Genomic DNA, 15,926 nt, shown 5'->3' on the forward strand with positions numbered 1-15,926 from the left:
ACATGACCGCCGCCCCCGTACTGGAGTTGCGCGGTGTCTCCAAGCGGTTCGGCGCCGTACAGGCGCTCACCGACGTCGATCTGGAGATACGCCCCGGCGAGGTGACCGCCCTGGTGGGCGACAACGGTGCCGGAAAGTCCACGCTCGTCAAGACCATCGCCGGGGTGCACCCCATCGACTCCGGTGCCATCCACTTCCGCGGCGAGCCGGTGCGGATCGCCCGGCCGCACGACGCCCAGGAACTCGGCATCGCCACCGTCTACCAGGACCTGGCGCTGTGCGACAACCTCGATGTGGTCGCCAACCTCTTCCTGGGCCGCGAGATCCGCCGCCACGGGACGCTCGACCACGTCACCATGGAGCAGCGCTCCCGCGAACTGCTGGACACCCTCTCCATCCGCATCCCCTCGGTACGGATCCCGGTCGCCTCCCTGTCGGGTGGCCAGCGCCAGGTGGTCGCCATCGCCCGGGCTCTGATCGGTTCGCCCGAGGTGGTCATCCTGGACGAGCCCACCGCCGCCCTCGGCGTCGAACAGACCGCCCAGGTCCTGGATCTGGTGGAGCGGCTGCGCGAACGCGGCCTCGCCGTCATCCTCATCAGCCACAACATGGCCGATGTCCAGGCCGTCGCCGACCGGGTGGCGGTGCTGCGCCTGGGCCGCAACAACGGGGTCTTCCCGGTGTCCGGCACCTCGCACGAGACGATCATCGCCGCCATCACCGGCGCCGCCGACAACGCGGTCAGCCGCCGCCGCGACCGCCTCGCCACGCCCGAGCCGGACGAGCGGCCGCAGGAGGAACAGTCATGACCGAGCCCGCCCCCGACCCCCGGCTGCTGGTGCGCGAACGCGGCCTGGCCGGCTACCTCACCGAGTTCCGCCGCCGGATCAGCGGCGGCGAACTCGGCTCACTGCCCGTCGTCGTCGGCCTCGTCATCATCGCCGTCGTCTTCGAGATCCAGACCGGCACCTTCCTCACCCCCGGCAACCTCAGCAACATCTCCGTCTACATCGCGGGCCCCGGCATCATGGCGGTCGGCATCGTGCTGGTGCTGCTGCTGGGTGAGATCGATCTGTCCATCGGCTCCATGGCCGGCCTGTCCGCCGCCCTGTGGGCGGTCCTGTCCGTCACCCACGGCGTGAACGACCTGCTCGCCATCGCCCTGGCCATCGCGGCCGGTGCCGCTGTCGGCACCCTCCACGGCTTCTTCTTCGCCAAGATCGGCGTCCCCGCGTTCGTCGTCACCCTCGCCGGCTTCCTCGGCTGGAGCGGCCTGCAGATCTGGGTGATGGGCAACGAGGGCACCATCAACATCCCGCGCGACTCCCTGGTGCGCGACTTCACCACCCACTACTTCTCGGACATCGCCTTCGCGTACGGGCTCGCCGCGCTGATCACCGCCGGCTACGTCCTGGCCCTGCTGCGCACCGAACGCCGCCGCGAGCGCGCCGCCCTGGCCACCCGCCCGGTCGCCGAGATCGTGCTGCGCGGGGGGCTGGTGGCACTGGCCTCCTTCACCGTCGCGTACACCCTCAACCAGCACCGCGGCCTGCCGCTGGCCCTGGTGATCTTCCTGGGCATCCTGTTCGCCGGCCACTTCGTGCTGCGGCACACCACCTACGGCCGGCAGATCTACGCGGTCGGCGGCAACGCCGAGGCCGCCCGCCGGGCCGGCATCAACGTCGTCCGGGTCCGGATGACCGTCTTCACCATCGCCAGCTCACTGGCCGCTCTCGGCGGTTTGTTCTGGGCGGCGCAGGCCGGCGGCGCTTCCAAGTCCCTGGGCTCGGGCAATCTCCTGATGAACGTCATCGCCGCCGCCGTCATCGGCGGCACCAGCCTCTTCGGCGGTCGCGGCTGGGTGTGGTCGGCCCTGCTGGGCACCCTGGTGATCCAGTCCATCACCACCGGACTGAACCTGCTGGGCATGGCCGCGGAGATCCAGTACATGATCACCGGCGCGGTGCTGCTGCTGGCGGTGGTGCTCGACTCGGTGTCCCGGCGCACCCAGCGCACCGCGGGGCGCACCTGACGCCGTAAGGTGAGCGGATCATCACCGGGCTCTGCGCGGTCGGTACGCCCCCTGGACGATCACCCCCGGGGCCCGGTGACGTATCTCGCATACTGAGACCCCTGCCTGCGGGCAGGGGGCCATAAACTGCTTGACGTACCGGCATCAGGCCGGACCGTCGAACGCTCGACAGCTAGGAGGAACGGTGGCGCTGCTGACCCGTCTGACGGGACCGCGCGATCTGGACGGGCTCACTCCCGAGCAGCTGGACCAGCTGGCCCAGGAGATCCGCACCTTCCTCATCGAGTCCGTCGCCAGAACCGGCGGTCACCTCGGCCCCAACCTGGGCGTCGTGGAACTCACCATCGCGCTGCACCGGGTCTTCGACTCGCCGGCGGACTCGATCCTGTTCGACACGGGGCACCAGTCCTACGTGCACAAACTGCTCACCGGCCGCCAGGACTTCTCCCGGCTGCGCGCCAAGGGCGGTCTGTCGGGCTACCCCTCGCGCGAGGAGTCCCCGCACGACATCATCGAGAACAGCCACGCCTCCACGGTGCTGGGCTGGGCGGACGGCCTGGCCAAGGCCAACGAGCTGCGCGGCCGCGACCAGCACGTGGTGGCCGTCACCGGCGACGGGGCGCTCACCGGCGGCATGGCCTGGGAGGCGCTGAACAACATCGCCTCCGCCCAGGACCGCCCGCTGGTCATCGTCGTCAACGACAACGAACGCTCGTACTCCCCGACCATCGGCGGCCTCGCCAACCACCTCGCCACGCTGCGCACCACCGAGGGCTACGAGCGCTTCCTGGCCCGTGGCAAGGAGATGCTCAACCGCACCCCGGTGGTCGGCAAGCCGCTGTACGACACGCTGCACGGCGCCAAGAAGGGCCTCAAGGACGTCATCGCCCCGCAGGGCATGTTCGAGGACCTCGGCCTGAAGTACGTCGGCCCCATCGACGGCCACGACATCGCCGCGCTGGAATCGGCCCTCAAGAGCGCCAAGCGGTTCGGCGGCCCGGTGATCGTGCACTGCATCACCGAGAAGGGCCGCGGCTACCAGCCCGCCCGTGACGACGAGGCCGACCAGTTCCACGCGGTGGGCGTCATCCACCCCGACACCGGCCTGCCGGTGGCCGCCCCCGGCGCCGACTGGACCTCCGTCTTCGGCGAGGAGATCGTCAAGCTCGGCCGCGAGCGCGAGGACATCGTGGCCATCACCGCCGCGATGCTGCGCCCCGTCGGCCTCCAGGCGTTCGCCGAGGAGTTCCCGGACCGGGTCTTCGACGTCGGCATCGCCGAGCAGCACGCCGCGGTCTCCGCCGCCGGCCTGGCCACCGGCGGACTGCACCCGGTGTTTGCCGTGTACGCGACCTTCCTGAACCGCGCCTTCGACCAGCTGCTGATGGACGTGGCGCTGCACAAGCTCGGGGTCACCTTCGTGCTGGACCGCGCCGGGGTCACCGGCACCGACGGCGGTTCGCACAACGGCATGTGGGACATGTCGATCCTCCAGGTGGTGCCCGGGCTGCGGATCGCCGCCCCGCGCGACGCCGAGGAGGTGCGCCGCCAGCTGCGCGAGGCGGTGCAGGTCTCCGACGCGCCCACCGTGGTCCGTTACTCCAAGGGCTCGGTCGGCAAGAACGTGCCCGCCGTGGGCACCGTCGGCGGCATGGACGTGCTGCGGCACGCGGGCACCGACCGCCCCGATGTGCTGCTGGTGTCCATCGGCGCGCTGGCCCCCGTCGCCCTGGAGGCGGCGGCGCTGCTGGAGCAGCAGGGCATCACCTCCACCGTGGTCGACCCGCGCTGGGTGAAGCCGGTGGACGCGGCGCTGCCCGGCCTGGCGGCCGAGCACCGGGTGGTCGTCACGGTCGAGGACAACAGCCGCTCGGCGGGTGTCGGTTCGGCGATCGCGCAGGCGCTGCGCGACGCCGACGTGGACATCCCGCTGCGCGACTTCGGCATCCCCGAGCGTTTCCTGGACCACGCCTCCCGCAAGGAGATCCTGGCCGAGATCGGGCTGACCGGCCCGGACATCGCCCGGCAGGTCACCGGCCTGGTGGCGCGCGTGGACGGCCGTTACGACCCGGCCGGGGCCGGGGCCTGAGCTGTTCGGGAGGCTCGCGGTCGTCCCTGGCCGGACTGCCCACCGCGAGCCTCCCGCCCCCCGTCGCGGGTGAACCGGTCAGCCGTTCTGCAGGGCCGCCGGGTCCATCCACATGACCTCCCACAGGTGACCGTCGGGGTCCTGGAAGCTGCGCCCGTACATCGGGCCCTCCTCCATCGGGTCCTTCGAGTGCTTCCCGCCGGCCGCCAGCGCCCGGTCGGCCAGGTCGTCCACCCCCTGCCGGGTGTCGGCCGACAGCGCGGTGATCACCGCCGCGGTCCGCTCGGTGTCCGCGAGCTCCTTGTCGGTGAACTTCGCGAAGAACGGCTTGACCAGCAGCATCACGTAGATGCTGTTCTCCTCGATCACGAAGCAGGCGGCGTTCTCGTCCGAGAACTGCTCGTTCTGGGTGAAGCCGAGCCGGCTGTAGAACTCCTTGGAGCGGTCGAGATCCTGGACCGGGAGATTGACGAAGATGTTCGTGTTGGCCATGGCCGTTGCCTCCTGAATCGTACGGTCGGTGCCGCGGTGCGGCCCCCTCGTGAGTACAGACCCGAGCGGAGCGCGGAACTCATCGCCGCGCGGCGGGGGAATTCTGGCCGCCCTCCCGGGACCGGCCGGGACCCCGCGCCGGTCCGACCCGGGGCCACGGTGCGGGCGGTCGCCTGGGAGGGCCAGCACCCCGGTCGCCGGCGGCGGGTACCCCGCAGCCGGTCCCGCAATCAGCGTTCGGCCCCGTTCGACCCCGCGTCACCCGCCGCCGACGTTCGCCGGGACGGATTCTCCGACACGGGGCGCCGGTGTTACGGCGCCTGTCCGGCGGGGTCCTCCTCCACCGGGGCCCCCGTGCGCAGCGCCTCCCACACGCTGTCGGCCGCCGCGCCTGGGGCGGGCAGGGCGACGGTCCGCAGCTCGCCGGTGTTCGCCCCGCTCAGCCGCTGGGCGAAGTCCAGCAGGTCGGTGAGCGAGCCCAGCTCCGCGTCGGTGGTCAGCGATTTGGTGGCGGCGTCCGCCAGCCGGTAGAGCTTGGCGGGGCTGGAGAGCATGCCCTCGGAGTCGACCTCGGTGAGCAGCGCGAGCAGCATCCGTTCGCGCAGCTCCGGATCGCCCTCGGCCGGCTGCGCGGCGCGCGCCGCCTCCAGCGCCTGCGCGCCGCTGAGGGTGTGGGTGCCGCTGTCGAGGACGAGGCCGCCGTCCGCCGCGTACACCGGCTCGGGGAGGGTGAGCGTCACTCCGCCGACCGCGTCGGCGAGCTGGCCGAAGCGCGCGAAATCGACTTCCAGGTAGTGGTCCATCCGGATGTCGCTCATTTTCTCGACGCTGCGGACCACGCAGCTGGGGCCGCCGCGTGCGTAGATGTCCCCGAACGCCAGTTCCCCGCCGGCCGCCTCTCCGTCCGTTCCGGCGCAGTGCGGCTGGGGGACCCGGGCGTCGCCCGGCAGGGCGACGACGGTGACCGCGCCGCCGTCGTCGGGCAGGTGCACCACCATGGCGGACTGCTGGCCGGCCTCGGAGTCCGTGCTGAGCACGAGGACGTCCTGGGCGGGCTGTTCCGGGTCGGGCTGCGGCCGGTCCTGTTCGCCGAGCTCGGCGTTGATGTCGACACTGCGCAGATTGCCGTTGATCTGGCGGTAGAGCCAGAACCCCGTGCCTGCGGCGACCACCAGCAGCCCGGCCAGGGACCAGCCGAGGATGTGACGCAGCCTGCGCGACAGACGGAACGTGAGATATGGCATGTCAACCGATGATATGTCCGGCTCGCCGGATTGCCAGGCCCCACGCGCGAAGGCGCCCGGCCGGTCCGCAGACCGCCGGGCGCCCCCACGTTCCCGCTACTGCGGTACCGAGGCCACGCCCCGGGGCAGCAGCCGCCGCCCCAGCACCCGCTCGGACACCCCGGCCCGGTCCAGGTAGGGGGTGATGCCGCCCAGGTGGAACGGCCAGCCCGCACCCGTGATCAGGCACAGATCGATGTCCTGCGGCTCGGCCACCACGCCCTCGTCGAGCATCAGCCCGATCTCCTCGGCGATGGCGTCCAGCGCCCGGTCCCGTACCTGCTCCTCCGTCAGCGCCGTGTCGGCCACCTCGAACAGGGCCAGCACCTCCGGGTCCAGCTCGGGGCTGCCCGACTCGTGGCGGTAGAAGGTCTTCTTCCCGGCCTCCACCACCCGGCCCAGGTTCGCCGAGACCGTGAACCGGTCCGGATACGCCCGCTCCAGGGTGCCCGCCACATGGTGCGCCACCGCGGGGCCCACCAGCTCCAGCAGCTCGATGGGCGACATCGGCAGCCCCAGCGGCGCCAGCGCCCGGTCGGCCACCGTCACCTCGGTGCCCTCGTCGATCGCCCGCAGCACCTCACCCATGAACCGGGTCAGGATGCGGTTCACCACGAACGCCGGCGCGTCCTTCACCAGCACCGAGGTCTTCTTCAGCTTCCGGCTGACCGCGAACGCCGTCGCCAGCGCCGCGTCATCGGTACGCTCCGCCCGCACGATCTCCAGCAGCGGCAGGATGGCGACCGGGTTGAAGAAGTGGAAGCCCACCACCCGCTCGGGGTGCTCCAGCTTGGCGGCCATCTCGGTGACCGACAGCGAGGAGGTGTTGGTGGCCAGGATCGCGTGCGGCGGCACCACCGCCTCCAGCTCCGCGAACACCCGCTGCTTGAGGCCCATCTCCTCGAAGACCGCCTCGATGACGAAGTCCGCGTCCGCGAAGGCGGCGGCCTTGTCCAGCGATCCGGTGACCGAGGCCTTCAGCCGGTTCGCCCGATCCTGCTTGATCCGGCCCTTGAGCAGCAGCATGTCGATCTGCTCGTGCACCCAGCCGACACCCTTGTCCACCCGCTCCTGGTCAATGTCGGTGAGCACCACCGGCACCTCGAGACGGCGGGCGAACAGCAGCGCGAGCTGCGAGGCCATCAGCCCCGCACCCACCACGCCGACCTTGGTGACCGGCCGGGCGAGCGACTTGTCCGGTGCCCCGGCCGGGCGCTTGGCGCGGCCCTGCACCAGGTTGAAGGCGTAGATCCCGCTGCGCAGCTCGTCGCCCTGGATGAGGTCGGCCAGCGCCCGGTCCTCGGCGTCGAACCCGGCGGCGATGTCGCCGTCGCGCACCTGGTCGATGATGTCCAGCGCCCGGTAGGCGGCGGGTGCCGCCCCGTGCACCTTGGAGTCGGCCAGCGCCCGGCCCCCCGCCACCGCCTCGTCCCAGGCCTCGCCGCGGTCCGGCTCCTGGCGCGCCACCACCAGCTCGCCGCGCAGCACCGCCGAGGTCCACACCAGCGACTGCTCCAGGAAGTCCGCCGCGTCGAACAGGGCGTCCGCGATCCCCAGCTCGTGGACCTGGGGGCCCTTCAGCTGCCGGTTCTGGTTGAGGGCGTTGCCGATGATCACCGAGACGGCCCGCTCGGCGCCGATCAGCTGCGGCAGCAGCGTGCAGCCGCCCCAGCCGGGCACCAGACCGAGGAACACCTCGGGCAGCGCGAACGCGCCGATCGAGCGGGAGACCGTGCGGTAGGTGCAGTGCAGCCCGATCTCGACCCCGCCGCCCATCGCGGCGCCGTTGTAGTAGGTGAAGGTCGGCACCGGCAGCGCGGACAGCCGCTTGAACACTTCGTGTCCGCCGCGTCCGATCGCCAGCGCCTCCTCGTGGGTGCGCAGCTCGCTCACGCCCTTGAGGTCGGCGCCCACCGCGAACACGAACGGCTTGCCGGTGATACCGACCCCCACGATCGAGCCGTCGGCGGCCTCCGCCGCGACCTGGTCGATGGCCGCGTCGATGTTCGCCAGCGAACGCGGCCCGAAGGTGGTGGGCTTCTTGTGGTCGAAGCCGTTGTCGAGCGTGATCAGCGCGAACCTGCCGCCGTTCGACGGCAGATCCAGATGACGTACCTGCGCCTGGGTGACCACTTCACCCGGGAACCGCTCCGCGGCGCCCTGCAGCAGTTCGGACGTGCCGACGGTGGTGCTCACTGCATCTCCCTGTTCGCTGCTCCGCCCGCCGGGCGGAGGTACGGCATGTCTGTCGTCCGACTCCGGTCGGCCCGGCGTGCGGCGCTCACTCAACCCCCCACAGCGGGTTCTCCCAGATCACGGTGCCGCCCATGCCGAGCCCCACACACATGGTGGTCAGCCCGTACCGGACCTGCGGCTGGTCCTCGAACTGCCGGGCGAGCTGGTTCATCAGCCGGACGCCCGAGGACGCCAGCGGATGACCGTAGGCGATCGCCCCGCCGTACTGATTGACCCGCGGGTCGTCGTCCGCGATCCCGAAGTGGTCCAGCAGCGCCAGCACCTGCACCGCGAACGCCTCGTTGACCTCGAACAGCCCGATGTCATCGATGGACAGGCCCGCCCCGGCCAGCGCCTTCTCGGTCGCCGGGACCGGGCCCACGCCCATCACCTCGGGCTCCACCCCGGCGAAGGCGTACGACACCAGCCGCATCCGCGTGGTCAGCCCCAGCTCCCGCGCGGTGTCCTCGTCGGCCAGCAGCGAGGCGGTCGCCCCGTCGTTCAGGCCCGCCGAGTTGCCCGCGGTGACCCGGCCGTGCGGGCGGAACGGCGTCTTGAGCCCGGCCAGCCCCTCCAGCGTGGTGCCCGGGCGCATCGGCTCGTCCTCGGTGGCCAGGCCCCAGCCCAGCTCGCCGCCCTCCGGGCTGGTGCGGCGTACCGAGACCGGCACCAGGGAGTCCTGGATCTTTCCGTCCGCGTACGCCTTGGCCGCCTTCTCCTGGCTGCGCACCGCGTACTCGTCCGCCCGCGCCCTGGTGAGGTGCGGGAAGCGGTCGTGCAGGTTCTCCGCCGTCATGCCCATGAACAGCGCCGACTCGTCGACCAGCCGCTCGGAGACGAACCGCGGGTTGGGGTCCACGCCCTCACCCATCGGGTGCCGGCCCATGTGCTCCACGCCGCCGGCCACCGCCACGTCGGCGGAGCCGAACGCGATCGCCCCGGCCGCCGTGGTCACCGCCGTCATCGCGCCCGCGCACATGCGGTCGATCGAGTAGCCGGGTACGGACGAGGGAAGCCCGGCCAGGATCGCGGCGCTGCGGCCCAGCGTCAGCCCCTGGTCGCCGATCTGCGTGGTGGCGGCGATCGCCACCTCCTCCACCCGCTCGGGCGGCAGTCCTGGGTTGCGCCGCAGCAGTTCCCTGATGCACTTGATCACCAGGTCATCGGCGCGGGTCTCGTGGTAGATCCCTTTCGGGCCCGCCTTGCCGAACGGGGTGCGGACGCCGTCGACGAAGACGACATCCCTGACGGTACGGGGCACGTTGGCTCTCCTCCACGCGTGGGATCCCGGCCGGGGTCAGCCAGTACGGGGCTCGGCGACGTGCCCCGGCGGGAGTGTGCGGTCCACCATCCATGCTACTCGTGGGTAACTGCCTGGCAAGGGCGATCCGCACCTCAATGCCCACGGAATCCGCGATCCCCGGGAAGCGCGGGGTCGGCGACACCTCCCGGGGTGCGGGAGCACGTTCGGGCGCTGTCAGGGCCGCGCGCGCCGGGCGCACACGCCGGTCAGGCGTCGGCCGCCAGCGCCTGGGTCAGCAACGGCACCGTCTGCTCGATCTGCCACTCCCGCGCGCCCAGCGAGCGCAGCGACTGCGCCACCAGCTCCGGCTCGGCACCCGCCGGCGGCTCCCAGCACAGCCGGCGCACCGTGTCGGGCGCCAGCAGATTCTCCTGCGGCAGCCGCAGCTCCTCCGCGTGCGCCGTCACCGCCGCCCGCGCCGCCGCCAGCCGCGCCGCCGCCGCCGGATCCTTGTCCGCCCACGACCGGGGCGGCGGGGGACCCGTCACCGGCTGCCCCGGCTGCGGAAGCTGCGACTCCGGCAGCCGCTTCGCCCGGTCGACCGCCGCCTGCCACTGCTGCAACTGCCGCCGCCCCATCCGGTGCCCGAAACCGGGCAGCGCCGCCAGCGCCGTCACATCGGCCGGCACCGCCAGCGCCGCCGCCACGATCGCCGCGTCCGCCAGCACCTTGCCCGGGGACAGATCACGCCGCTGCGCCACGTGGTCGCGGGTGGTCCACAGCTCCCGCACCACCGCCAGCTGTCTGCGGCGCCGCACCTTGTGCACCCCCGAGGTGCGCCGCCAGGGGTCCTTGCGCGGCGGCGCCGGGGGAGCGGCGACGATCGCCGCGAACTCCTGGTGCGCCCACTCCAGCTTCCCCTGCTTGGTCAGCTCCTCCTCCAGCGCGTCGCGGAGATCGACCAGCAACTCCACGTCCAGCGCCGCGTACCGCAGCCACGGCTCGGGCAGCGGACGGGAGGACCAGTCCACCGCCGAGTGCCCCTTCTCCAGGCTGTAGCCGAGCACGTTCTCCACCATGACGCCCAGGCCCACCCGGGCGAACCCGGCCAGCCGGCCCGCCAGCTCGGTGTCGAACAGCTGCTCGGGAACCATTCCTATGTCACGCAGGCACGGCAGGTCCTGCGTCGCGGCGTGCAGCACCCACTCCGTACCGGACAGCGCCGCGCCCAGCGCGCTCAGATCGGGGCAGGCCACCGGGTCGATCAGGACCGTACCCGCGCCCTCGCGCCGCAACTGCACCAGATACGCGCGCTGCCCGTACCGGTAGCCGGACGCCCGCTCCGCGTCCACCGCCACCGGCCCGCTCCCGGCCGCGAAGGCGGCCACCACCGACTCCAGTGCCGCGTCGTCGGCCGTGACCTCGGGAACGCCCTCCCGGGGGGCCAGCAACGGTACCGCCGCCGGACCGGTCTCCTCGGTGGTCGGTGGGGCGGCGTCATCGGCGGTTTGCTGAGCGTCGGTCACCTGTCAAGGGTAACGGTGTGCGTACGGTGCGCGGTGTCGGACCGTATCCGACCGCAAACGCCCCGCTGCCCGCCGGCGTCCCGACCGGGACACCGCGGGCAGCGGGGCGAAGGCCGGCGGCCGGGCCGCCGGACGTTCAGTGAATGATGCCGGTGCGCAGCGCCACCGCCACCATCCCGGCCCGGTCACCCGTGCCGAGCTTGCGGGCGATCCGCGCCAGGTGGCTCTTGACCGTCAGCGCCGACAGGCCCATCGAGACCCCGATGGCCTTGTTGGACTGGCCCTCCGCCACCAGTCGCAGCACCTCCACCTCCCGCCCGGACAGCTCGCGGTAGCCGCCCTGGTGGGCGGGCGCGCCCGGCGGGCGGCGGTGGTGGTGCATCCGGGCGGCGGCGCCGATCTGTGCCGCGCCGTGCCGGGCCGGCGGGCCCAGGTTGTTGCGGGTACCGGTGACGACGTACCCCTTGACGCCGCCGGCCAGCGCGTTGCGGACGGCGCCGATGTCGTCGGCGGCGGACAGCGCGAGCCCGTTGGGCCAGCCCGCCGCCCGGGTCTCCGACAGCAGGGTCAGCCCCGAACCGTCGGGCAGGTGGACATCGGCGACGCAGATGTCACGGGGGTTGGCCACCCGCGGGCGCGCCTCCGCGATGGACGACGCCTCGATCACGTCGCGCACCCCCAGCGCCCACAGATGGCGGGTCACGGTGGAACGCACACGCGGGTCGGCGACGACGACCATCGCGGTGGGCTTGTTGGGGCGGTACGCCACCAGGCTTGTGGGGTGCTCGAGGAGAACTGACACCGGGCCTCCGGGCTGGATGGGGACGGAGCCGACTTATCTGGTGAAGCCGGGGCGATCCGGATGGAAGGGTCATTGACTCCTTCGGCATGAACTCCTTGGGCCTTTAGAGAATGATCACGAACCGGTGATTCGTAGGTTTCTCCTTCGGTTCTCCTTGTCATACGGCCCGTTGTGCGCTTTCCTGCCTCCCTACACCGGGCGGGGCCCCCGCCGGCGGGGAAAAGCCGCCACCGTACCCCCCGCCGTCTCCGGCGGCAGCCCCGCGCACTGCGCCAACAGCGCGCACCAGGCCAGGAGATGGCCGCCCGCCTCCTCCGGGTCGCGCGGGGTCCACGACGCCCGCAGCTCCACCTCGGTACGCGGTGGCCGGTCACCGAGCCCGCCGAAGAAGTACGAGCCGGCCCGGGTCACCGTGCCGCTCTCCTCCAGCGGGGCCAGACCCCGCCCCTCCAGCGCCTCCATCAGCCATGACCAGGCCACCTCGGGCAACAGCGGATCAGCGCCCAGCTCCGGGTCCAGATCGGCACGGGCCAGGGTCACCACCCGGAAGTCCCCGCGCCAGGTCTCGTCGCCCTGCGGGCTGTGCAGCAGGATGAACCGGCCGTCCGCCAGCTCCGCGCCGTCGACCGTCACCTCCGCCTCCAGGGCGTGCGCGTACGGGGCCAGCCGGCGCGGGGCCGGCATCGGTGCCAGCCGCACCTCGGGCCGCGGCCGTGCGGCGCCGAGCGCCGCCACCGCCCGCCGGAACGCGTAAGGAGCCTCAGCGCCGGGGCCGTTCATGTCTCCGGAATCCTCCGTCGGCTCAATTCGTGACGCTGCCATGGCCGGTAACCCTAGGTCCTCGCCGCGCCGATCACCGCGAGGCCACGCCGCCCGGCCCCCGTACCGCGAAGCACACCCCGGGGGTGCGGGTCAATCCGCGCGTCGTGCGAAACTTTCCCGTGTGACCCACAGCAGCCAGTCGCAGGACCGCGCCCTGACCGATTCCCCGTTTCTGCGGGCCTGCCGCCGGGAACCGGTGCCGCACACCCCGGTGTGGTTCATGCGCCAGGCCGGGCGCTCGCTGCCCGAGTACCGCAAGCTGCGGGCCGGCACCACGATGCTCGACTCCTGCGCACGGCCCGACATGGTCACCGAGATCACCCTCCAGCCGGTGCGCCGGCACGGCGTGGACGCCGCCGTCTTCTTCAGCGACATCGTCGTCCCGCTGAAGGCCATCGGCGTCGACCTCGACATCAAGCCGGGCGTGGGCCCCGTGGTGGCCCGCCCCATCCGTGACCGTTCCGACCTGGAGCAGCTGCGGCCCCTGGAGCCCGACGACGTCCCGTACATCACCGAGGCCATCGGGCTCACCACCGCCGAGCTCGGCGCCACCCCGCTGATCGGCTTCGCCGGAGCGCCGTTCACCCTCGCCAGCTACCTCATCGAGGGCGGGCCCTCCCGCAACCACGAGCACACCAAGGCCATGATGTACGGCGACCCGCAGCTGTTCCACGCGCTGCTGGACCGGCTCGCCGGTATCGCCTCCGCCTTCCTGGACGTGCAGATCACGGCCGGCGCCTCCGCCGTCCAGCTCTTCGACTCCTGGGTGGGCGCGCTGGCCCCCGCCGACTACCGCGCCCACGTGCTGCCGCACTCCGCCAGGGTCTTCCGGTCCGTCGAGCACCACGGCGTGCCCCGCATCCACTTCGGCGTCGGCACCGGCGAACTGCTCGGGCTGATGAGCGAGGCGGGCGCCGATGTCGTCGGCGCCGACTGGCGCATCCCGCTGGACGAGGCGTCCCGCCGCATCGGCGGCGGCAAGGCCGTCCAGGGCAACCTCGACCCCGCCGTGCTGTTCGCCCCGCGCGCCGCCGTCGAGGCCCAGGCGCAGCAGGTGCTGGACGCCGCCACCGCACTGCCCGGACACATCTTCAACCTCGGCCACGGCGTCCTGCCGGACACCGACCCGGACGCCCTGACCCGGCTGACCGAGTACGTCCACGAGCGCACCGCCCGCTGACCATGCAGGTGATCGTCATCGGCGGCGGCATCGCCGGACTCGCCGCCGCGCACCGGCTCACCGGATCCGGCGTCCGCGTCACCGTCCTGGAGGCGGAGCGCCGCTTCGGCGGCAAACTGCGCACCGGCGAGGTGGCGGGCCTGCGCGTCGACCTGGGCGCCGAATCCATCCTCGCCCGCCGCCCCGAGGCCATCGACCTCGCCGAGGCGGCCGGCCTGGGCGGCGCGCTGCACCCGCCGGCCCCCGTCGGCGCCGCGATCTGGACCGGCGGCGCGCTGCGCCCCATGCCCAAGGGCCACGTGATGGGCGTGCCCGGCACCGCCGCCGCCCTCACCGGGGTGCTCTCCGACACCGGTGTGGCCCGCATCGCCCGGGACAGCGAACTGCCGCCGCTGCGGGTCGGCGAGGACATCGGCATCGGCGCCCTGGTCGCCGAACGGATGGGCCACGAGGTCGTGGACCGGCTGGTCGAGCCGCTGCTCGGCGGCGTCTACGCGGGCGACGCCTACCGCATCTCCCTGCGCGCCGCCGTCCCCCACCTCTACGAGGCCGCCCGCACCCACGACTCGCTGCTGGCCGCCGTGCGCGCCGTGCAGCGGCAGCAGGAGGAGGCCCGCGAGGGCAAGCCCGCAGGCCCGGTCTTCAACGGCATCGAGGGCGGCGTCGGCCGGCTCCCCGAAGCCGTCGCCGCCGCCTGCCGGGCGGCCGGCGCCACCCTGGAGAGCGGCGTCGCGGTGACCGGCCTGCGCCGTACCGCGCGCGGCTGGGCCGCCCAGCTGGCCGACGGCCGCTCGCTGACGGCGGACGGCGTGATCCTGGCCGTGCCCGCGAGCGCCGCCGCCCGGCTGCTGGCGGCCGAGGCACCCGCGGCGGGCCGTGAACTCGCCGCCCTGGACTACGCGTCGATGGCCTTGGTCACCCTCGCCTTCCGGCGCGCCGACCTGGCCCGGCTGCCGCGCGGCAGCGGCTTCCTGGTGCCCGCCGTCGAAGGCCGCACCATCAAGGCCGCCACCTTCACCAGCGCCAAGTGGGGCTGGGCCGCCGCGGCGGACCCCGGACTGTTCGTCCTGCGCGCCTCCATCGGCCGCTACGGGGAGAGCGCCCCGCTCCAGTGGGAGGACGCCGACCTGGTCCGCGCCGCCCTCGCCGACCTCGGCGAGGCGACCGGCCTGGCGGCCGAACCCGTCGACTCGGTGGTCACCCGCTGGTACGACGGGCTGCCGCAGTACCAGGTCGGCCACCCGGCCTGGGCGGCCCGGGTGCGCGGATATCTGGCGGCACTGCCCGGAGTGCGGCTGTGCGGCGCCTCCTACGACGGGATCGGCATCCCGGCATGCGTGGCGGGCGGGACCCGGGCCGCCGAGGAACTGCTGCGCACCGTGGCTCCGGGCCCGCGCGAGGACACAGGAGAGTAGGAGATGACGGACATGACGACTGCATCCGACAAGACCCCCAACGCCGGCAAGCGGGCCAAGGACCTGAACGAGGTCATCCGCTACACGCTGTGGTCGGTGTTCCGGCTGCGCGACGTGCTGCCCGAGGACCGCGGCGGCATCGCGGAGGAGGTCACGGAGCTGTTCGAGCAGCTGGCCGACAAGGACATCACCGTACGCGGCACGTACGACGTCTCCGGGCTGCGCGCCGACGCCGATGTGATGATCTGGTGGCACGCGGAGACCTCGGACGCCCTCCAGGACGCGTACAACCTCTTCCGCCGCACCCGCCTGGGCCGCGCGCTGGAGCCGGTGTGGTCGAACATGGCGCTGCACCGCCCCGCCGAGTTCAACAAGTCGCACATCCCGGCGTTCCTCGCCGACGAGCAGGCCCGCGACTACGTGAGCGTCTACCCGTTCGTGCGCTCCTACGACTGGTACCTGCTGCCGGACGAGGAGCGGCGCACGCTGCTGGCCGAGCACGGCAAGATGGCGCGCGGCTACCCCGACGTCCGGGCGAACACCGTCGCCTCGTTCTCGCTGGGCGACTACGAGTGGATCCTGGCCTTCGAGGCGGACGAACTGCACCGCATCGTCGACCTGATGCGCCACCTGCGCGGCTCGAAGGCGCGGCTGTACGTGCGGGAGGAGATCCCGTTCTACACCGGGCGCCGCAAGTCGGTCTCCGAACTGGTGGCCTCGCTCGCCTGAGCTGCGTACGTCAGGGGGACGGCCACCGGTACGGGGCGGGTGGCCGTCCGCCACCGCTGGACGATCCCGTGCCCGCCC

General features: G+C 72.6%; 13 protein-coding genes. 6 read left to right on the forward strand and 7 right to left on the reverse strand.

Annotated features, from left to right (window positions below; genetic code table 11):
- Positions 1 to 2: 2 nt before the first annotated feature.
- From SXIM_RS22965 to dxs, 3 genes are all read left to right on the forward strand, one after another.
- Complete coding sequence (locus tag SXIM_RS22965) at positions 3 to 809, forward strand: ATP-binding cassette domain-containing protein (protein WP_030730454.1); 807 nt, start codon at positions 3 to 5, stop codon at positions 807 to 809.
- The gene (locus SXIM_RS22970) at positions 806 to 2,032 is read left to right on the forward strand and encodes a sugar ABC transporter permease (RefSeq protein WP_030730457.1); all 1,227 of its coding nucleotides are present in this window, start codon (positions 806 to 808) and stop codon (positions 2,030 to 2,032) included. Before SXIM_RS22965 ends, SXIM_RS22970 begins: the two co-directional genes overlap by 4 nt.
- 184 nt (positions 2,033 to 2,216) lie before the next feature.
- The gene (gene dxs / locus SXIM_RS22975) at positions 2,217 to 4,121 is read left to right on the forward strand and encodes a 1-deoxy-D-xylulose-5-phosphate synthase (RefSeq protein WP_030730458.1); all 1,905 of its coding nucleotides are present in this window, start codon (positions 2,217 to 2,219) and stop codon (positions 4,119 to 4,121) included.
- 78 nt (positions 4,122 to 4,199) lie between these two features.
- Here the strand turns inward: dxs and SXIM_RS22980 are convergent, their stop codons facing one another.
- The 7 genes from SXIM_RS22980 to SXIM_RS23010 all read right to left on the reverse strand — a co-directional run bounded on the left by SXIM_RS22980 (position 4,200) and on the right by SXIM_RS23010 (position 12,482).
- On the reverse strand, positions 4,200 to 4,613 hold the full coding sequence (locus SXIM_RS22980) for a VOC family protein (protein ID WP_030730460.1): 414 nt from the start codon (positions 4,611 to 4,613) through the stop codon (positions 4,200 to 4,202).
- A 311-nt stretch (positions 4,614 to 4,924) separates the two neighbouring features.
- Positions 4,925 to 5,857 (reverse strand): LCP family protein, encoded by a 933-nt coding sequence (locus SXIM_RS22985; RefSeq protein WP_053116280.1) that lies wholly within the window; start codon positions 5,855 to 5,857, stop codon positions 4,925 to 4,927.
- A 96-nt stretch (positions 5,858 to 5,953) separates the two neighbouring features.
- Positions 5,954 to 8,092 carry a 3-hydroxyacyl-CoA dehydrogenase NAD-binding domain-containing protein gene (locus tag SXIM_RS22990; RefSeq protein WP_046725022.1) on the reverse strand — a complete coding sequence of 713 codons (2,139 nt, stop codon included), beginning with the start codon at positions 8,090 to 8,092 and terminating at the stop codon, positions 5,954 to 5,956.
- A gap of 85 nt (positions 8,093 to 8,177) precedes the next feature.
- A complete protein-coding gene (locus SXIM_RS22995) occupies positions 8,178 to 9,392 on the reverse strand; it encodes a thiolase family protein (RefSeq protein ID WP_046725023.1) in 1,215 nt (404 codons plus the stop codon).
- Positions 9,393 to 9,640: 248 nt separating this feature from the next.
- Positions 9,641 to 10,900, reverse strand: coding sequence for an HRDC domain-containing protein (locus SXIM_RS23000; protein WP_046725024.1), 1,260 nt, complete (start codon positions 10,898 to 10,900; stop codon positions 9,641 to 9,643).
- Between the two features lie 136 nt (positions 10,901 to 11,036).
- Positions 11,037 to 11,702: a response regulator transcription factor gene (locus tag SXIM_RS23005; protein WP_026047480.1), complete on the reverse strand. Its 666-nt coding sequence runs from the start codon at positions 11,700 to 11,702 to the stop codon at positions 11,037 to 11,039.
- A gap of 189 nt (positions 11,703 to 11,891) precedes the next feature.
- Positions 11,892 to 12,482 (reverse strand): DUF3000 domain-containing protein, encoded by a 591-nt coding sequence (locus tag SXIM_RS23010; protein WP_174864337.1) that lies wholly within the window; start codon positions 12,480 to 12,482, stop codon positions 11,892 to 11,894.
- Positions 12,483 to 12,678: 196 nt separating this feature from the next.
- Between SXIM_RS23010 and hemE the strand changes: the two genes are divergently transcribed.
- Genes hemE through hemQ form a run of 3 tightly spaced genes read left to right on the forward strand, consistent with a single transcriptional unit; the run spans position 12,679 to position 15,848 of the window.
- Complete coding sequence (gene hemE, locus SXIM_RS23015; RefSeq protein ID WP_425473488.1) at positions 12,679 to 13,704, forward strand: uroporphyrinogen decarboxylase; 1,026 nt, start codon at positions 12,679 to 12,681, stop codon at positions 13,702 to 13,704.
- A 2-nt stretch (positions 13,705 to 13,706) separates the two neighbouring features.
- Positions 13,707 to 15,119 (forward strand): protoporphyrinogen oxidase, encoded by a 1,413-nt coding sequence (gene hemG / locus SXIM_RS23020; protein ID WP_030730473.1) that lies wholly within the window; start codon positions 13,707 to 13,709, stop codon positions 15,117 to 15,119.
- A gap of 12 nt (positions 15,120 to 15,131) precedes the next feature.
- Entirely contained in the window at positions 15,132 to 15,848 is a 717-nt protein-coding gene (hemQ, locus tag SXIM_RS23025; RefSeq protein ID WP_030730475.1) for a hydrogen peroxide-dependent heme synthase, read from the forward strand.
- Positions 15,849 to 15,926 lie beyond the last annotated feature (78 nt).

The organism is Streptomyces xiamenensis (assembly GCF_000993785.3).
Classification (GTDB): domain Bacteria; phylum Actinomycetota; class Actinomycetes; order Streptomycetales; family Streptomycetaceae; genus Streptomyces; species Streptomyces xiamenensis.